At 72.6% G+C, this 17,243-nt stretch carries 18 protein-coding genes; 5 read left to right on the top strand and 13 right to left on the bottom strand.

All coding sequences use genetic code 11. The annotated features are described in order from the left end of the window. Positions 1 to 9: 9 nt before the first annotated feature. Entirely contained in the window at positions 10 to 507 is a 498-nt protein-coding gene (locus QUG93_RS15365) for a hypothetical protein (RefSeq protein WP_289475381.1), read from the bottom strand. A 106-nt stretch (positions 508 to 613) separates the two neighbouring features. Between QUG93_RS15365 and QUG93_RS15360 the strand changes: the two genes are divergently transcribed. After that, positions 614 to 1,579 carry an NAD(P)H-quinone oxidoreductase gene (locus tag QUG93_RS15360; RefSeq protein ID WP_289475379.1) on the top strand — a complete coding sequence of 322 codons (966 nt, stop codon included), beginning with the start codon at positions 614 to 616 and terminating at the stop codon, positions 1,577 to 1,579. A 119-nt stretch (positions 1,580 to 1,698) separates the two neighbouring features. Here the strand turns inward: QUG93_RS15360 and QUG93_RS15355 are convergent, their stop codons facing one another. The 7 genes from QUG93_RS15355 to QUG93_RS15325 form a co-directional block, all read right to left on the bottom strand. Next, positions 1,699 to 2,430: an amino acid ABC transporter ATP-binding protein gene (locus QUG93_RS15355; RefSeq protein ID WP_434533123.1), complete on the bottom strand. Its 732-nt coding sequence runs from the start codon at positions 2,428 to 2,430 to the stop codon at positions 1,699 to 1,701. Between the two features lie 80 nt (positions 2,431 to 2,510). Next, a complete protein-coding gene (locus QUG93_RS15350; protein ID WP_289475377.1) occupies positions 2,511 to 3,389 on the bottom strand; it encodes an amino acid ABC transporter permease in 879 nt (292 codons plus the stop codon). Positions 3,390 to 3,399: 10 nt separating this feature from the next. Beyond that, entirely contained in the window at positions 3,400 to 4,221 is an 822-nt protein-coding gene (locus QUG93_RS15345) for an ABC transporter substrate-binding protein (RefSeq protein ID WP_289475375.1), read from the bottom strand. A gap of 83 nt (positions 4,222 to 4,304) precedes the next feature. After that, the gene (locus QUG93_RS15340; protein WP_289475373.1) at positions 4,305 to 4,826 is read right to left on the bottom strand and encodes a cupin domain-containing protein; all 522 of its coding nucleotides are present in this window, start codon (positions 4,824 to 4,826) and stop codon (positions 4,305 to 4,307) included. Beyond that, complete coding sequence (locus QUG93_RS15335; RefSeq protein ID WP_353067778.1) at positions 4,823 to 6,313, bottom strand: amidohydrolase family protein; 1,491 nt, start codon at positions 6,311 to 6,313, stop codon at positions 4,823 to 4,825. The genes QUG93_RS15340 and QUG93_RS15335 overlap by 4 nt, the downstream gene beginning before the upstream one ends. After that, positions 6,310 to 8,085 (bottom strand): adenosylhomocysteinase, encoded by a 1,776-nt coding sequence (locus QUG93_RS15330; protein WP_289475372.1) that lies wholly within the window; start codon positions 8,083 to 8,085, stop codon positions 6,310 to 6,312. The genes QUG93_RS15335 and QUG93_RS15330 overlap by 4 nt, the downstream gene beginning before the upstream one ends. A 219-nt stretch (positions 8,086 to 8,304) precedes the next feature. Beyond that, positions 8,305 to 9,252, bottom strand: a complete 948-nt coding sequence (locus QUG93_RS15325) for a PrsW family glutamic-type intramembrane protease (RefSeq protein ID WP_289475369.1) — start codon at positions 9,250 to 9,252, stop codon at positions 8,305 to 8,307. A 73-nt stretch (positions 9,253 to 9,325) separates the two neighbouring features. Here QUG93_RS15325 and QUG93_RS15320 point away from each other — a divergent pair, with 73 nt between their 5' ends. From QUG93_RS15320 to QUG93_RS15310, 3 genes are all read left to right on the top strand, one after another. Continuing rightward, positions 9,326 to 9,589 (top strand): glutaredoxin family protein, encoded by a 264-nt coding sequence (locus QUG93_RS15320; protein ID WP_289475367.1) that lies wholly within the window; start codon positions 9,326 to 9,328, stop codon positions 9,587 to 9,589. 137 nt (positions 9,590 to 9,726) lie between these two features. Next, the gene (locus tag QUG93_RS15315) at positions 9,727 to 10,002 is read left to right on the top strand and encodes a GlsB/YeaQ/YmgE family stress response membrane protein (protein ID WP_066656492.1); all 276 of its coding nucleotides are present in this window, start codon (positions 9,727 to 9,729) and stop codon (positions 10,000 to 10,002) included. A 183-nt stretch (positions 10,003 to 10,185) separates the two neighbouring features. Beyond that, complete coding sequence (locus QUG93_RS15310) at positions 10,186 to 10,662, top strand: hypothetical protein (RefSeq protein WP_289475363.1); 477 nt, start codon at positions 10,186 to 10,188, stop codon at positions 10,660 to 10,662. A gap of 79 nt (positions 10,663 to 10,741) precedes the next feature. On the opposite strand, the gene QUG93_RS15305 is transcribed toward QUG93_RS15310, so the two are convergent. The 4 genes from QUG93_RS15305 to QUG93_RS15290 form a co-directional block, all read right to left on the bottom strand. After that, positions 10,742 to 12,190 (bottom strand): flotillin family protein, encoded by a 1,449-nt coding sequence (locus QUG93_RS15305; protein ID WP_289475362.1) that lies wholly within the window; start codon positions 12,188 to 12,190, stop codon positions 10,742 to 10,744. 278 nt (positions 12,191 to 12,468) lie between these two features. Then, positions 12,469 to 13,296, bottom strand: a complete 828-nt coding sequence (gene nadE / locus QUG93_RS15300; RefSeq protein ID WP_289475360.1) for an NAD(+) synthase — start codon at positions 13,294 to 13,296, stop codon at positions 12,469 to 12,471. A 76-nt stretch (positions 13,297 to 13,372) separates the two neighbouring features. Beyond that, positions 13,373 to 13,540: a hypothetical protein gene (locus QUG93_RS15295; RefSeq protein ID WP_289475359.1), complete on the bottom strand. Its 168-nt coding sequence runs from the start codon at positions 13,538 to 13,540 to the stop codon at positions 13,373 to 13,375. A 135-nt stretch (positions 13,541 to 13,675) separates the two neighbouring features. After that, positions 13,676 to 13,843 (bottom strand): hypothetical protein, encoded by a 168-nt coding sequence (locus QUG93_RS15290; RefSeq protein ID WP_289475358.1) that lies wholly within the window; start codon positions 13,841 to 13,843, stop codon positions 13,676 to 13,678. Between the two features lie 368 nt (positions 13,844 to 14,211). Here QUG93_RS15290 and QUG93_RS15285 point away from each other — a divergent pair, with 368 nt between their 5' ends. Then, entirely contained in the window at positions 14,212 to 15,348 is a 1,137-nt protein-coding gene (locus QUG93_RS15285; RefSeq protein ID WP_289475357.1) for an AI-2E family transporter, read from the top strand. A gap of 295 nt (positions 15,349 to 15,643) precedes the next feature. On the opposite strand, the gene argG is transcribed toward QUG93_RS15285, so the two are convergent. Further along, entirely contained in the window at positions 15,644 to 17,083 is a 1,440-nt protein-coding gene (argG, locus tag QUG93_RS15280; protein ID WP_289475356.1) for an argininosuccinate synthase, read from the bottom strand. Positions 17,084 to 17,243 lie beyond the last annotated feature (160 nt).

Below are 17,243 nucleotides of genomic sequence, written 5' to 3'. Positions count from 1 at the left end.
GCGGTGCCGCTAGGACGACGGGCAGACCGTGCGGAAGTCGGTGCTCGCGGCCTCGAGCCCCTGCGTGGATGCCTTGAACGCCGCCATGTCTGCCGAGGCCGGGTCCTGGGTGATCGCCTTGACCTCGGTGAGCAGGTCGCGGTAGGCGGCCTGGAAGGCCTGCGCCTTCGGCTTGACCTCGGCGTTCTGCACCGAGGCGACCCCCTCGGACACCGACTGGTCGAGCTCGTCCAGCTTCGCCAGGGCGGCGGCGGGATCGGCCTGCAACTGGCTCGACTGCTCCTGCAGGTCCTTCGCTGCGTCCTCGACCTCGGACTGGAACGCCGAGCACGCCTCGGCCTTCGACTGCGACGCGGCCTCCGGGGTGGCCGACCGCGGTGCGGAGGTCTGGGTCGAGCCGGACCCGGCGGCATCCGATCCGCCATCCTCCGACCCGCCGGTCGAGCAGCCGGCGAGCAGTGCGACGGCGAGCGCGGCGGTCGCGACCGCGATGGTCTTCCTGGGCATGTGTGTCCCCCCTGTTCGTGCCCGCGCGACGGACCGGCGCGGATCCGCCCCGACGGTACACGGCGCGCGTCCAGGGTGCTGCGGCCGGGCGCGTACCGTCGGGGGCATGCAGGCGATCACAGCGCACGACGGCGGACTCCGACTCGACGAGCACCCGGACCCGGTGGCCGGGCCCGGCGAGGTCCTGATCGAGGTCGCGGCAGCCGGCGTCAACAACGCCGACCTGCAGCAGGTGGCGGGCAACTACCCGCCGCCGCCCGGGGCGTCCGACGTCCTCGGGCTCGAGGTCTCCGGGATGGTCCGCGCACTCGGCCAGGGCGCCGACGGGTTCGCCGTGGGCGACCGGGTCTGTGCGCTGCTGTCCGGCGGCGGCTACGCGACGCTCGTGGCGGTGCCCGCGACGCAGGTGCTGCCCGTCCCCGACGGGGTGGACCTGATCGAGGCCGCGGGGCTGCCCGAGGCGGCGTGCACGGTGTACTCGAACGTCGGGATGATCGCCGGGCTCCGACCCGGACAGACGCTCCTGGTGCACGGCGGCACGGGCGGCATGGGGTCGCACGCGGTCGTCTGGGCGAAGGCACTCGGCGCCCGGGTGATCGCGACGAGCGGTGGCGAGCGCAAGGTCCGGGCGTCCGAGGAGCTCGGCGCCGACCTCGTGGTGGACCACCGAACCGAGGACTTCGTCGAGCGTGCCCTGGCCTTCACCGACGGCCGCGGGGTCGACGTGGTGCTCGACGTCGTCGGGGCGGACTACCTCGCGAAGCACCTCGAGGTGCTCGCGCCGAACGGGCACCTCGCGGTGATCGCGGCGGGCAGCGGAGCGAAGGGCGAGCTCGACTTCGGGGCGATGATGCGCAAGCGCGCGACGATCAGCGCCACCACGCTGCGTGCGCGACCGACGGACGAGAAGGCCGCCATCGTGGCGGCCGTGCGCGAGCACGTCTGGCCGATGGTCGCCGACGGTCGGGTGCGCCCGGTCGTCGACTCGGTGCTGCCCCTGTCCGAGGCCGCCGAGGCGCACCGCCGGGTCCGCGACGGCGAGGTCATCGGCAAGGTGCTCCTGACCCCGTAGCTCGGCTCGCCCGGCTCGCCCGGCTCGCCCGGCTCGCAATACGCAACGTCGGCGGTTCCTCGCAGCGCCGTTCCGCTGCGCAGCGCCGCCGACGTTGCGTCTTGCGGAGGGGGACGGGGTCAGGCGTGGACGCGGGACAGGAACTCGACGAGCGCCGGGTGCTGCGGGCGGTCGAGCACGTCCGCCGGAGCGCCCTGCTCGACCACCTCGCCCCGGTGCAGGAACACGATCCGGTCGGCGACGTTCCGCGCGAACGACATCTCGTGCGTCGTCATGAGGATCGTCGCGCCCTGCTCCTTGAGCTCGCGCACCAGGTCGAGCACCTCACCCACGAGCTGCGGGTCGAGCGCGCTCGTGACCTCGTCGAGCAGCAGGAGCTCCGGCGCGGTCGCGATCGCCCGGACGATGGCCACGCGCTGCTGCTGCCCGCCGGAGAGCCGGTCCGGGTACGACCCGGCGAAGTCCGCCAGGCCGATCCGGTCGAGCAGCCGTCTGGCGGTGGCCTCGGCCTCGGCCTTGCCGACACCGTGCACCCTGCGCGACGCGAGCGTCACGTTGTCGAGCACGCTCATGTGCGGGAACAGGTTGAACTGCTGGAAGACGACGCCGATCCGCGCGCGGGTCGCGTCGACGTCGATCCGCGGGTCCGCGATGTCGGTGCCCTGCAGCAGGACCTCGCCGTCGTCGATGCCCTCGAGCAGGTTCACGGTCTTGAGGAGCGTCGACTTGCCGGACCCGGACGCCCCGATCACGCAGATGACCTCGTGCCGGTGCACGGTCAGGTCGATCCCTCGCAGCACCTCGTGCTCGCCGAACGCCTTGCGCAGGCCGCGCAGTTCCAGGACGGTCACCGGTGCGTCGGACGCACCACGGGCCTCCAGGCCGTCGACCGGTCGGGAGGCGCGACCCGCGCCCGCCTCGTCCGTGCCACTCACACGGTCCCTCCGATCTGCTCGCGGCGCTGCTGCCGACGCGCGATCGCGTCGGTCACGCGGATGAGCGGCAGGCTGATCACGACGAACAGCAGGCCGGCGACGAAGTACGGCGTGAAGTTGTAGGTCTCGGCCTGTGCGATCTGGGCGCTCCGAACGGCGTCCACCGCACCGAGGATCGACACGAGGCCCACGTCCTTCTGCATCGAGACGAAGTCGTTCATGAGCGCGGGCGTCACCTTGCGGACCGCCTGCGGGAGGACGACCAGTCGCAGGGTCTTCGCGTGCGACAGGCCGAGCGACCGGGCGGCGAGGCGCTGGGAGGGGTGCACGGCCTCCATGCCGGCGCGGAGCACCTCGGCGACGTACGACGAGTAGGTCAGCACGATGGCGATCGTGCCCCAGACCTCCGGCGGCTGCCGGGGCAGGATCCCGAGCCCGGGGATGCCGAAGCCGACGAGGTACAGCACGATGATGAGCGGCAGCCCACGGAACAGGTCCGTGTACCCGGTCGCGAGCATCCGCAGCGGGAAGAACACCGGGTTGCGCAGCCCGCGCACCACGGCCAGCAGGGTGCCGAGCACCGCGACGCCGATCGCGCTGAAGAACAGGATCCGGACGTTGAGCCACAGGCCGAGCAGGACGCCCGGGAACGTGTCGATCGCGGTCTGCGGGTCGAAGAACGACTGCTGGACCGCGGCCCACCCCGGCGTGTTGACGACGCCGAGCCACACGACCGCGACGACGACGAGCGTCGAGACGACCGACACGACGACCGAGCGACGGCCGCGCTGGCGACGGTAGAGCCGCCGTTCGGCCTCGACCTGGCTCGGTGCGGGGGCGGCGACCGGTGTCCCGGCGCCTGCTGGTGCGGGCATGCGGCGTCGGCTACTTCAGGACGGGGGTGTTCGTCTCCGAGGAGAGCCACTTCGTCTGCAGGTCCTGCAGGGTGCCGTCCTCCTCGAGCGCGGCGAGCGCCGTGTCGACCTCCTTCGTCAGCGCGGAGCCCTTCGGCAGGACGAAGCCGAACTGGTCGCCCTCGCCGTCGGCCGGGAACTGCGCCGACACCGTGCCGTCGTCGAGCTGCGCGGATGCCATGTAGAAGGCCGTCGGCAGGTCGGTGACGATGGCGTCGATCTGGCCCGACTTCAGCGCGAGCACGGCATCGTCGTTCGAGTTGAACACCTGCGGGGTGACGCCGAGGACGTTCTTCACGGAGCTGATGCTCGTCGAACCCGCGGCGACCCCGATCGTGTCGCCCTTCAGCGCAGCGACGGTCGTGTCGTCGACCGCCTTCGAGCCCTTCGTGGTCACGACCGCCTGGGTGGTCGTGTAGTACGGCGTCGACATGTCGACGGCCTTCTTGCGCTTCGCGTCGATCGAGAACTGCTGGACGTTGAGGTCCCAGTCCTTCGGGCCCGGCGCGATCGCGCTGTCGAACGTGCTGCGCTTCCAGACGACGTCGGACTTCGCGTAGCCCATCTCCTTCGCGACCGCGTAGGCCACGGCGGACTCGAAGCCCTTGCCGGACTGCGGCTCGTCGTCCTCGACCCAGGGCGAGTACGCCGGCTGCCCGGTGGCGATGGTGAGCTTGCCGTCGGTGACGGTGTCGCCGCCGCTGCCGCTGCCCCCGGCGGAGCAGGCGGCGAGCGCGAGTGCGGCGACCGCGGCGGTGGCGACGGCGAGGGAGAGACGGCGGGTGCGGGTCACGGGAGGGCCTTCGTCAGGAGGGGCGGGGGCAGGACGCAGTGTACCGGCGCGTGGGATACCAGCGCGATCCGGATGTCCGGGCGCTACGCGGCGTCGCCGTCGGCGTGCGCGGCGACCATGGTGAAGTCGTCGAACGAGAAGCCCGGCGAGACCATGCAGCTGAGGAGCACCTCGCCGTCACCGGGCAGGGTGCGCTGCCAGACGCCGCCGCGGACGAACGCCTGCGCGTCGTGCAACCGGTGCCGGCCGGCGTCCGGGCCGAGGGTGATGCGGTCCCCGGGCTCGGGCTGGTCGCCGGACCCGCCCAGCTCGAGCACGACGGTGTCCGGGCCGTGCCACATCCAGATCTCGTCGCTCGTCACCCGGTGCCAGGCGGAGGCCTCGCCCGGGGGCAGCAGGAAGTGGATGAGCGTCGCCGCCGGGCGCTCCCCCGCAGCGGTGTCGACGGTGGCCGGCGACGTCCAGGTGCGGGTGTACCAGCCACCCTCGGGATGCGGGTCCATGCCGAGGGCGGCGGCGCGCTGCGGCACGTCGAGCCACTCGATCAGCTCGCCGGTGACGGTGCGGCGGGCGACCATGCCGGGACGGGGTGCGGTGTCGGTCATCGGGTCTCCTCGGGGACGGGGGTGGGACTGTGGGTGTCCGGGTGCACGGCGTCGGACGCGGCGCTGCCGGCGTGCACGGCGTCGCCTCGTGCGCGTCCGGCATGCACCGCATCTGGGGGCACGCTCCCGGTGTGCACGCTCCCGGTGTTCACGGTGCCGATGTGCACGGTGCCGTCGGTCGCCCGCACCACACCGCGCACGACGGTCGCAACGGCCCGGCCGGCCCCGTCCTCGACGAGCTCGGCCAGGGCGTCCGGCACGGTGCGGGCGTCGACGTCGAACACCGCCAGGTCGGCGCGGGCCCCGACCGCCAGGTGGCCGGTGCGGTCCGGGCCGACGGCCAGCCCCATGGCGTGCGCTCCGCCGAGCGTGGCCGCGGCCAGCAGGCGTTCGTGCAGGTCGCGGTGGCCGTAGCCCTGGGCACGGGCGATGCGGTGCAGGGCCGTGACGTCGGCCATGGGGTCGAGGGACGGCGAGGACGACAGCGAGTCGGTGCCGATCGCGATCGGGCTGCCCTCGCGCAGGTAGTCGGCGACGGGCGGTGGGTCGAGGCCGATCACCGCGTTCGACCGCGGGCACAGCGCGACCGTCGTGCCACGTGCACGGAGCAGTGCCCGGTCGGACGCCGTCATGTAGACGCCGTGCGCGATGTGGCAGTCCGGACCGAGCACCCCGAGCCGGTCCACGAACGCGGTCGCGCTGGCTCCGAAGCCGAGCGCGCGCATGGCACGGAAGGACGGCACGTTCGCCAGGTGCCAGTCCGCGGTGTGGCCGACGCCGTCGACGCCCTCGAACCCGGGGACCGGCCCGAGCGCGATCCGCTCCCCCTCGAAGGCGGCCTCGCCCAGGTGCAGGTGCAGGCGGAGCCCGCGCTGGCGCACGATGTCCGGGAGTTCGAGGAGCGGTGCCACGTCGAGCGAGTAGGGCGCGTGCGGGGACAGGCCGGCACCGGGCGTGGACGGGATGCGCTCGAGTTCGTCGAGGACCTGGTCGCGCCCGTGGGACTCCCACGCCGCGTTCTCCCAGTCCATGACCTCCCAGTACGTGATGCCGCCGAGGCCGTGCTCCCGGAGGACGTCGGCCGCCTCGATGTCGGTGACGACGTCCGCGATGCTCGTCACGCCCGCTGCGAGCGAGGCCACGGCACCGGCGCCCGCCTCGGCCCGCCAGTCGTGCGGCCGGGCGTAGTCCTCGTTGAACGCCGCCGCCCAGTCCTCGAACCCCTCGTACTGGCGTCGACCGACACCGGACATGCCGGTGTACTGCAGGTGCGAGTGCGCGTTGACGAGGCCCGGCAGGAGCGCACCCCGCCAGCGGCGCTCGGTCCACGGGCGGCCCGCCGCGTCGAGCTGGTCGACGACCCAGGAGCGGTCGCCGACGTGCAGGATGCGTCCGTCCCGCACCGCCACCGCACCGTCCGCGATCGGCGGCGCGGTCATCGGCACGACGACGCGCGCCGAGTGCACGACGACTGCGGTCGCGCTCACGACGGGTCCCCGAACCGGTGGGTCCGGACGTCGGGCTCGCGGTCCGCTGGTCGCGCGGCGAGCGGGCCTGGGCCCACGCCGCCTGATCCGGACCGACGCGCCAGCGGCACACCGGCCGTGCCGGTGGCGAGAGGCACGGCCCGACTCCCCCAGGCGGCGAGCGCCGCGCGGGCGGTCGCCTCGTCCACCGCGGGGTCGATCGGCACGACCGCACGCTCGAGTTCGTCCCCGCGTTCGAGCAGCATGCGCAGCGCGCCGAGCTGCACGGCGAAGGACAGGTCCATCACCTCGACGGGGTTGCCCTCGGCCGCGCTCGTGTTCACGCCGCCGCCCCCGGCGAGCACCAGCACCTGGTGGCCGTCCGGCCAGGTCAGTCGGTCCACGTGGGGCGCCTCGGTCGTCGCCGCCGCGCCCGCCGCCGCAGCGTCCGCGAGGGCGACCTCGTGGTCGACGCCACCGGCCACCGAGACGACGGCGCCCGCGGCGCAGGCCCGGAGGACGTCGTGGTCGATCGTGTCCCGCACCCCCGTGGCGCTCACGACCAGGTCGGCATCGGCCACGGCGTCGACGAGCGGTGCCGCCGCGTACCCGGCGAGACGCGCCTGCAGGGCGCGCACGGCGTCGACCTCGGCGACCGTCACCCGCAGGCCGAGCGCACCGAGGACCTGGGCGACCCCCTCGCCGACGGGACCGAACCCGGCGACGACCGCCGTGCCTCCCGGCCGGACCCGGTGCGCGCGGGGCGCGAGCGCGTCGACCAGGTCGAGGGTCGCGAACACCGTCGACTGGCCGGTGCCGTACCGGTTGTCGGGGAACGTCTTGGTGCGGGCGTCGTTCACGGCGACCACGGGGATGCCCAGCGTCCCGCGCTCCGCCATCACGCGGAGGGGGCGGAGGCCGCTCGTCGTCTCCTCCGCCGCGCCGAGCATCGTCGGCAGCAGCTCCGGCCGCTCCTGGTGTGCGAGCCGGATCAGGTGCGAGCCGTCGTCCAGCAGCACGTGCGGTCTGGTGTCGAGCATCGCCAGCGCGAGCGTCTGCTGCTCCGCGAGCGAGGCGGTGCTGCTGGCGTGGACGGGCAGCCCTGCCTGACGCAGCGCCTCGGCGACGGCGTCGTCGGTCTCGTCGGCGTGCGCGTACACGACCACCTCGGCGCCGGCATCCCGCAGGAGCAGGCTGAGCACGGCCGTCTTCGGTTCGAGCACCATCGACACGCCGACGCGGGTGCCCCGGAGGAGGCCGGCGTCGCGGAGCTCGGCAGCGAGGGCACGCGTGACCGGCATCGAGCGGCGGGCCCAGCGGATGCGTGCGACCGCCGCGGGGTCGTGCTCCGGCTCGCGTCCCGTGGACACGAGGAAGACGTCGTCGGAGAGTGCCGGGACGGCGAGGACGCCCGGGCGGGCCGGGGCGACCGGGCCGAAGGCGTCCTCGTCGACGGCGGGTGCGTGACGGCCGGCATCGACGACCACGAGGGTCGCCCCGCGGGGACGGTCGGTCTCGCGCTCGACGGCCGCGGTCGACGCCTCCGGGTCGCCGAGGCACCAGAGCTGGTCGACCCGTCCGCGGTCGTCGGGCCCGCGGCCCGCGGGTTCCTCGTCCTCCGCCTCGCGCGCGCCCAGCGCGGTCAGGAGGGCGGCGAGCGCTGCGGCGTCGCGGGGGTCGCCGCCGACGATCCGGAAGACACGGGCGGCGACGAGCAGGTTGGTCGCGGCGGCGAAGCGTCGGACGGCGGCCGAGGCCCAGGCGGCCCGTTCGGGGTCGGGTCGCTGCGGCATGGGGCCATCGTAGGGCGCGCGGGGAACGGGGACGTGTCGGTGGACGGTGCTCGGGCGGGTCCGAGCACGTGCGACGGCCGGGCCGTGCGGGTCAGGGCGCGTGCGGCGGCCGGGCCGTGCGGGTTCGGGCGCGTGCGGCGGCCGGGCCGTGCGGGTCCGGGCGCGTGCGGCGGCCGGGCCGTGCGGGTCAGGGCGCGGTCGGCGGCCGGGCAGTGCGGGTCAGGGCGCGGTCGGCGGCGGGGTCGTCTCCCACACCGGGGCGGCGTCTGCGCGCTGGTCGGCACGGGCGCCGTCGATCCGCCGGTGGTGCACGAGCACGCCGACGAGCACCACGACGCCGATGACCGTCACGACGAGCAGCCCCACCACGTAGAGCGTCGTCGCGAAGCCCGCGAGCCCGGGCGGCACCGAGCCCGAGGCCGCAGCGGAGAAGGGCGTGCCGGTGAGCACGAACGCGAGGACCGTCGACAGGGTCGCGTTGCTGTCCCACAGTCCGTGCAGCACCGACGAGACGACGTAGGCGACCGCGACCCCCCACGACCAGCGGAACCTGGCACCGCTCCGGGCCGTCCCGAACAGGACGGCACCGATGATCGCCGTCCAGAGCACGTGCCCCACCGGCGACAGGACCGCGCGGACCACCTCGGTCTGCAGCAGTGACACGAGGTCGATGCCCCGCTGCGTGATCGCCGCGTTGAACGCGTACCCGGCGGACTCGAACGCCGCGAAGCCCGCACCGATGGTCGCACCGAGCAGGGCACCCTGCCGCGCGGTCTTCGGCCGGACCCGCCACCCGACCACGAGCAGCAGGAGGGCCTTCACGAACTCCTCGACGAAGCCGACGACGACGAAGATGAACGCGCCCTGGCGCAGGTCGGCCTCGAGCAGGGAGGCGCCGAGGACACCGAGGATGCCTCCGACGAAGAACGCCGTCACCAGCTGCATCGTGCTCACCGTGCCCGTCACCCGCTCGATGACGAAGAGCACCACGGTGAAGGGCACCAGGAAGCTCCCGAGCAGGATGATGGTCGGCACGAGGTTCGTGTTGCTCGTCACGACGGTGACGACGATCGTCACCACCCAGAGCAGGAACCCGGCGATCAGCGTCTTCCACCACCAGCCGTGGCGGTGGTGCGGGTGGTCGGCGCCGTCCGTCGTCGCGGTCATGGCGCCATCGTGCTCCCCGGTCCGGTCGGCCGTCGCGGGAATGTCCGGTGGCTGCTGAACGTACTGTGAGGACATGACTGACGCGACGTTCGACAAGGTGACCATGTTCGGTGCGGACTGGTGCCGCGACTGCCGGCGATCGAAGGCGCTGCTCGATCGGCTCGGTGTGGACTACGAGTACGTGGACGTCGAGGCGGACCTGTCGGCGGCGGACCGTGCCGAGGCGATCAGCGGGCGCAAGAACATCCCCGTCGTGGTGCTACCGAACGGCAAGCACTTCGTCGAACCGTCGGACGCGGAGCTGCAGGCCGAGCTCGAGGCGACCGGCGCGGTCTGACCGGGGCGGGGCTGCCGTCCGGTGCTGTACCTCCACGCAGGCTGAGTGCGCGCTGAGGAACCGCGGAGTTCAATCGGCACCTGACCACGACCGCGGACACCCCTGACCGCGGCAAGGTCCGACACAAGGAGGACACCGTGCTCGGTCTCATCATCAGCCTCATCATCATCGGCCTCATCGCCGGCGCCCTCGCCCGCCTGATCATCCCCGGCAAGCAGCACATGTCGATCCTCATGACGATCGTCCTCGGCATCATCGGGTCGTTCGTCGGCGGCTTCCTCGGTTTCCTGATCTTCCAGCACGACCCGATGGACGGCTTCTTCCAGCCGGCCGGCATCATCGGCTCGATCATCGGTGCCGTCATCGTGCTGTTCCTCTACACGCGCTTCGCCGGTCGCGGCGCCCGCCGCTGATCCCTCGCGGACGCAGCTGACCGACGCGGGGGCGTCGGCGGTCGACGAACTCCCCGGTCCACGGTGCCCACCGTGAGCCGGGGAGTTCGTCGTTCCGGGCGGGATCCCGCGCCGCCGCTCCCGCTGGGCCGGGGGGCACGGGACACGTCGGGCACTCATGGTCGTCGGCGTACCGTCCGCGACATGACCGACGAGAACGAACACCCCCGCCCGGAGGACGACGCCGCACGGCTCGGACTCGTCGTCGTCGGCGAGGCCGCGGCCCTGCACGCAGGCGACGAGGCCGCGCTCGACGCGAGCGAGGAGAACATCCGGGAGACCGTGGACAGCATGGTCGACGAACCGCTGACCCCCCGCCAGGAAGAGGTGGTCGAGCGCCTGGCTGCCGCTGGTGGCACGCTCACCGCGGGCCTCAGTGGCGCGCTGGCGGCGAAGACCGGTGGCAGCGTGGAGGGCGTCCTCGAAGGTGCCGCGCGGAGCGTGGTCTGGCAGCAGCGACTCGCAGCCGAGCGCGACGCCGCTGGCCACATCGAGGAGGCGGACCACGCCGAGGATGCGGGCCACGCCGAGGATGCAGAGCGGCGCGAGGACGCCGGTCAGCGCGAGGACGCGGGCGGGCAGCAGCGCCGCCAGGACGACGACGGGCGCGAACGGGACTGAGCCGCTCGCCCACCAGGACGACGACGGGCGCGAACGGGGATGACCCGCTCGCGCCCGTCGTGGCGTCGGTGCCCGCCGGTCAGTCGCCCGGCACGGTCTCCTGCTCGCGTGCGACGGCGCGTGCCGCAGCCTGACCGGTCGTGCTGCTCTTCACGATGTCGCTCAGCGTGAACCCGGCGGTGGTGCCGAGCAGCGCGTCGACCTCGCTGAACTGGCTCACGACGCTCTTCGACAGGGCGCCGGCGCCGTCCGAGGACACCACCGTGAGCTTGTCGATGTTGCCCATCGGTGCGGCGAGCTCGCGAGCGATGCTCGGCAGCGTCTCGATGGCCTTCACCCGGAGCACCGCCTCGGAGTGCTGCGCGAGTGCGTCGGCCTGTGCCTTGGTCGCGTCGGCCTCCGCCTGACCCTTCGCGCGGATCGCGTCGGCGGCCGCCTCCCCCTCGGCACGAGAGGCGTCGGCGGCGAGCTTGCGGGCTGCGGCCTCGGCCTGGGCCTCGGCGGCGACCGCCTCGGCGGAGATGCGTCGCGCTTCGGCTTGCGCTCGGGCGGTCTCGACCTGGGCAGCGGCGGCAGCCTCGGCCTCGACCCGGGTCTTCCGCGCGTTCGCCTCGGCGACGGCGGAGACCTCGGACTCCAGCTCGGCACGACGGAGCTCGGCCCGCTTCTGCGCCGTGATCTGCTCCTGCTCGACGACGCCCTGCGAAGCACGGGCCTGCGCGAGCGGGCCGGCGGCAGCGGCCTCGGCCGACGCGCGGTCGGCGTCGAGCTGCAGCGCGGCACGGCGGATGGCGAGCGTGTTCTCCGCCTCGGCGATCGCCTGGTCGGCTGTGGCTCGGGCCTCGCGCGCTTCGCGGTCGGCCTGCGCCTCGGCGTTCTCGGCCTCGAGCCGCACGCGTGCCCGCTCGGCTCGACCGAGGTCGCTGATGTAGTCGTTGCGGTCCGAGATGCCCTTGATCTCGAACGAGTCGACGTCGAGCCCCTGGCTGTGCAGGGCATCCTTGGCGACGTCGAGGACGGCGACCGTGAGCTGGTCACGATTCCGGATGATCGTCGACACGTCGGTCGCGCCGATGGATGCACGGAGCGAGCCGGACAGGACCTCGCGCGCGAAGTCGTCGATCTTCTTCTCCTGGCCGAGGAAGCGCTGTGCCGCAGCCCGGATCGAGGCGTCGGCCTCGCCGACCTTGACGAGCGCAACGGCCTCGACGTCGATCGTGACGCCGCGGGAGTCCTGCGCGTTCACGTTGATGTCGATCGCCCGCGACGACAGCGAGATCTTCGCGACCCGTTCGAAGAACGGCCGGACGAGCACCCCCGCGCCGAGGACGACCTTGATGCCGGACTCGACGGTCTCGGTGCCGTCGGGGTTCTTCACCTTGCGCGATCGCTTGCCGGTGATGATGAGCGCCTCGTCCGCACCGGCATTGCGGTAGACGAGCTTGGCGTACACGAGCGCGATCACGGCGAGGACGATGATCCCGACGATGACGAGCGGGACGGCGCCGAGCGCGAGCAGGACTTCCATGGTTCCCCCCAGCGGGCCGGTCACGGTCGGTCGCGCCCGGGAGTCCGCATCTGTTGTTCCGTTGGGGTCATCCTAGGAGCCACGCGACCAGCGCCGACAGCCCCGCGACCGGGCCTGTGGACGGCGAGGCGAGGCCGGGGAGGACGCGGCGAGGCCGGGGAGGACCCAGCGAGCCCGGGGAGCACGCAGTGAGCGAGGGAAGACGCAGCGGGCACGGACGGGAGGCGCGGTGCAGGTCCGACCTGCACCGCGCCTCCCGTCCGGAGCTCGCAGGGCGCCTAGGCGCCCTGCTGCCACCAGCTGTCGAACGGTGTCGCGGGGACGCGACGCTTGTGCTCGGTCGCGCGGTAGCGCGTCTCGATGGCCTCGGCGACCTCGTCCGGTACCTCGTGCCCCTGCAGGTACGCGTCGATCTCGGCGTAGGTCAGGCCGAGGTTCGCCTCGTCCGTCTGACCGGGCAGGTCGTCGAGCAGGTCGGCCGTCGGGGCCTTCTCGTACAGGCGTGCGGGCGCACCGAGGTGCTCCAGCAGCTGCCGCCCCTGGGTCTTCGTCAGCCCGGTCAACGGGGTGAGGTCGACGCCGCCGTCGCCGTACTTCGTGAAGAAGCCGGTCACGGCCTCGGCCGCGTGGTCCGTCCCGACGACCAGGAGCCCCTGCTGCCCGGCCACCGCGTACTGGGCGACCATGCGCATGCGGGCCTTGACGTTGCCCTTGACGAAGTCGCTCAGCTCGACCCCGGAGGCCGCGGTGTCCTGCACGACCCCGTCGACGCCGTGCTCGATGTTCACGACGATCCCCGGGTCGGCCGCGATGAACCGCAGGGCGAGCTGGGCATCGTCCTCGTCGGCCTGCACGCGGTACGGCATGCGCACGGTGACGAACGCGACCTCGCGACCCTCGGCCCGCAGCGACTCGACCGCGAGCTGGACCAGTCGCCCGGCGAGCGTGGAGTCCTGGCCGCCGCTGACGGCGAGGACGAAGCCCTTCGCGCCGGTGGTGGTCAGGTAGTCCCGCAGGAACCCGACGCGGCGGGCGATCTCCTGCTCCGGGTCGATGGTCGGCTGGACGTCGAGGTCCGCGGCGATGGCGGCTTGGAGTTCACGCACCGGTCCAGTATCGCGCTCCGGTCGAGCCCGCGTCCGGATTCCCCGGCAGGACCCGGCTCGGCTGCCGCGACACGCCTCAGCTCGTGACGACGGCACCCGCGTGCCGGATGGTGTTGTCGTGGTCCGCCCCGATCGCGCACGTGCAGACGACCCGCAGCATCTCGTCGGTCCGCGTGAGGCGGAACCGCTCGACGTGCGGCGGGCCGATGTGTCGGTCGAACGGGTGAGTGTCGTGGTCGTGCACGTCGGGTCCTCCCTGATCCGGCATCCGCTGGTGAGGCGGACGGGGCGTGACTGCCCCTTGCCGAGCATTGTTCACCTGAGCGGACGTCGCAGCGAGCCCCCCGTTCGGGTCACGCTCGAGCAGACCGCCGCGGTGTCAGACCTGCTCGCCCAGGAAGTCCGCGTAGGACGGCTCGTCGTGCTCCGCACCGGCCGGGACGGTGGCGTCGGAGGTGCCGCCGACGCGCTCGGCGATCATGTCCGCGACCTCGTCCGGCGAGCGGAGGCCGTGTCGGTGCCAGTCCTCCGTGGGGCGGGGCGTCACGAGAGCACCGCCAGGGTCGTGGACGCGAACGAGGAAGCGGGGGTGCGGGTCTGGCCCGCCGAGAAGTCGAGGTGCGTGCCACAGTGGCAGTGCATGGCGGTCATGGGACCAGCCCTTCATCGGAGTGGTGCACACTCCGGATCCGACCGGGCCGTCCCGCTGCGCCAGACCTCGCGGACCGCGAGGGCATCGTGACGACGGAACCCTGAAGGAGAACCCGGTACGACCAGCGTAGGAGTGGGTGCACTGCGCGTCGAGGCCGATGCGCTTACCGGCGACGGCGGACGCCGACGCCGGCACGACCGACCTCCGTCCGAGGGGTGACCGCGTCGGTAGCGTGGTGGTCCCGCCCACCACCGAGGAGCCACATGCCCCTGTTCGGCAACACCGCCGCCCCCTCCGACGCTGCGCCCGGCCCGTTCGTCCGCAAGTGGACCGACGGCTTCGGCAGTCTGGCGACCCGGTGCCTGCAGGTGATCATCGTGCTCGTGATCGCGATCGGTGTCGTGTACGCCGCGGCCACGCTCAGCGTCGTCACGATCCCGGTGCTCCTCGCGCTCATCATCGCGTCGGCCATGCACCCGGTCGTGTCCTGGCTCCGCCGCCACAAGGTGCCCTCGGTGCTCGCGACCCTCGCGGTCCTGCTCGGCGTGCTCGTCGTGCTCGGTCTGGTCGGTTGGCTGATCGTCGTCGCCGTCATCTCCCAGTGGCCCGATCTGCAGAAGTCGGCGATCCGCGGGTTCGGCCAGCTGCAGGACTTCGCCGCGCACCTGCCGTTCTCGATCTCCGACCAGCAGGTGGACCAGGCGGTGAAGGGCGTGCAGGACTTCCTCACCAGCTCGCAGTTCGGGACGGGGGCGCTGGCGGGCGCGTCCGCCACGGCCAACTTCCTGACCGGCCTGGTCCTGATGATCGTGGTGCTCTTCTTCTTCCTCAAGGACGGCCCCGCGATCTGGGAGTTCCTGCTCCGCCCCTTCACGGGCGCCCGGTACGAGCGGGCTCGTCGGGTGGGCGACCGTGTCGTGCACACGCTGGGCGGGTACGTCCGGGGTACTGCGAGCGTCGCAGCGGTCGACGCGGTCGGCATCGGTGTCGGACTGGCGATCATCGGTGTCCCGCTCGCGCTCCCCCTGGCCGTGGTCGTGTTCATCACCGCGTTCATCCCGATCGTCGGCGCGACCGCGGCCGGGATCCTCGCCGCGCTCGTCGCCCTGGTCGCCAACGGACCGGTGGCCGCCCTCATCGTGGTCGGCATCGTGGTGCTCGTGAACCAGCTCGAGGGCAACCTGCTGCAGCCGGTCCTGATGGGCAAGACGCTCAAGCTGCACGGCCTGGTCATCCTCATCGGTCTGACGGCCGGCACGGTGCTCGCCGGGATCACCGGCGCGATCATCTCGGTGCCGCTCCTGGCAGCGGCGTGGGGCGCCGTGCAGGTGTGGGACGGGCCGGACCAGCCCGCACTGCCGTGGCGGAAGAAGCGGCCGGAGACGGCCGAGCGGCGGTAGTCGCACCGACGACGGACGGGAGGCGCGGTGCCGGCTGGCACCGCGCCTCCCGTCCGTCACGGGGTGCGTGGGTCCGACCGCGGTTCGCGACATCGCACGCGTCGATCGACAGGTGCCATGGCGCACGATGCGAACGCAACGGATGCACGCGCATCGAACGACATCGCGCGCGTCGATCGACGGGTGCAACGTCGCACGATGCGCACGCACGAGGTGCACGTGTGCACACGCCCGCACGACGAACGGGAGCCCCCGCTCGCGGCAGGGGCTCCCGTTCGTGGTGGTGCGGTACGGGTCAGTCGGTCCCCGAGTCGAACGCGGCGCCCTCGGAGGCGGCGTCGGTCGCCCGCCCGAGTGCCTCGTCCTCGCTCGAGACGATCGCACCGCCCAGGATCTCCTCGGCCTCGCCTGTCTGCAGCTCGCCGACGAGTTCACCCGTCGCACCGCCGATCAGGCCCGCGGCCGCGTACTGCTCGAGGCGTGAGCGCGAGTCCGCGATGTCGAGGTTCCGCATGGTGAGCTGACCTATGCGGTCGTCCGGGCCGAAGGCGGCGTCGCCGACGCGCTCCATCGAGAGCTTGTCCGGGTGGTACGACAGCGCGGGGCCGGTCGTGTCGAGGATCGTGTAGTCGTCACCGCGGCGCAGACGCAGGGTGACCTCGCCGGTGACGGCCGAGGCGACCCAGCGCTGGAGCGACTCGCGGAGCATGAGGGACTGCGGGTCGAGCCAGCGCCCCTCGTACATCAGGCGGCCGAGGCGGCGACCCTCGTTGTGGTACGCCGCGACGGTGTCCTCGTTGTGGATCGCGTTGAGCAGGCGCTCGTAGGCGATGTGCAGCAGCGCCATGCCCGGTGCCTCGTAGATGCCGCGGCTCTTCGCCTCGATGATGCGGTTCTCGATCTGGTCGCTCGCACCCAGGCCGTGGCGGCCGCCGATGGCGTTCGCCTCGTACACGAGCGCGACGGCGTCGGGGAACTCGACGCCGTTGATCGCGACGGGGCGGCCGGCCTCGAAGCGGACGGAGACCTCTTCGGTGGCGACCTCGACGTCGTCACGCCAGGCTGCGACGCCCATGATCGGCTCGACGATGTCCAGGCCGCTCGAGAGCTCCTCGAGGCTCTTCGCCTCGTGCGTGGCGCCCCAGATGTTCGCGTCGGTCGAGTAGGCCTTCTCGGTGGAGTCGCGGTACGGGAAGCCCCGGGCGACGAGCCACTCGCTCATCTCCTTGCGGCCGCCGAGCTCCTCGACGAACTCGGAGTCGAGCCACGGCTTGTAGACGCGCAGACGCGGGTTCGCCATCAGGCCGTAGCGGTAGAACCGCTCGATGTCGTTGCCCTTGTAGGTGGAGCCGTCACCCCAGATGTCGACGCCGTCCTCCTTCATCGCGCGGACGAGCATGGTGCCCGTCACGGCGCGGCCGAGGGGCGTCGTGTTGAAGTAGGTCTTGCCGCCGGACCGGATGTGGAACGCGCCGGTCTGCAGGGCGACGAGGCCCTCTTCCACCAGGGCGCTCTTCGCGTCGACGATGCGTGCGATCTCGGCGCCGTACTCCTTCGCGCGGCCCGGGACGGCGTCGATGTCCGGCTCGTCGTACTGGCCGATGTCGGCCGTGTACGTGCAGGGCACCGCTCCCTTCTCGCGCATCCAGGCGACCGCGCAGGAGGTGTCGAGACCTCCGGAGAACGCGATGCCGACTCGTTCGCCGACGGGGAGACTGCTCAGGACCTTGGACACGGGGTCAATCGTACGGGGCACGCGGGCCGCGCTACCGTCCAGGGCGACGGTTGTGGAGAACCCGGCATCCGTGACGTGCCCCCGACGAGCACTGCAGGGACTCGAACCCCACGACGGATCTGCTGGTGCCCCTGGACGAGCACTGCAGGGACTCGAACCC

The sequence above is a fragment of the Curtobacterium caseinilyticum genome, from assembly GCF_030363035.1.
GTDB classification, from domain to species: Bacteria; Actinomycetota; Actinomycetes; order Actinomycetales; family Microbacteriaceae; genus Curtobacterium; species Curtobacterium caseinilyticum.
The sequence above is the reverse complement of the archived record's forward strand: the minus strand, read 5'-3'. Positions and strand labels throughout refer to the sequence as shown.

Coding starts and splice junctions, on each gene's coding strand:
- QUG93_RS15340 (WP_289475373.1), bottom strand. CDS start 4,826: ATGACCGACACCGCACCCCGTCCCGGCATGGTCGCCCGCCGCACCGTC.
- QUG93_RS15320 (WP_289475367.1), top strand. CDS start 9,326: ATGACTGACGCGACGTTCGACAAGGTGACCATGTTCGGTGCGGACTGG.
- QUG93_RS15360 (WP_289475379.1), top strand. CDS start 614: ATGCAGGCGATCACAGCGCACGACGGCGGACTCCGACTCGACGAGCAC.
- QUG93_RS15350 (WP_289475377.1), bottom strand. CDS start 3,389: ATGCCCGCACCAGCAGGCGCCGGGACACCGGTCGCCGCCCCCGCACCG.
- QUG93_RS15365 (WP_289475381.1), bottom strand. CDS start 507: ATGCCCAGGAAGACCATCGCGGTCGCGACCGCCGCGCTCGCCGTCGCA.
- QUG93_RS15285 (WP_289475357.1), top strand. CDS start 14,212: ATGCCCCTGTTCGGCAACACCGCCGCCCCCTCCGACGCTGCGCCCGGC.
- QUG93_RS15325 (WP_289475369.1), bottom strand. CDS start 9,252: ATGACCGCGACGACGGACGGCGCCGACCACCCGCACCACCGCCACGGC.
- QUG93_RS15330 (WP_289475372.1), bottom strand. CDS start 8,085: ATGCCGCAGCGACCCGACCCCGAACGGGCCGCCTGGGCCTCGGCCGCC.
- QUG93_RS15305 (WP_289475362.1), bottom strand. CDS start 12,190: ATGGAAGTCCTGCTCGCGCTCGGCGCCGTCCCGCTCGTCATCGTCGGG.
- QUG93_RS15310 (WP_289475363.1), top strand. CDS start 10,186: ATGACCGACGAGAACGAACACCCCCGCCCGGAGGACGACGCCGCACGG.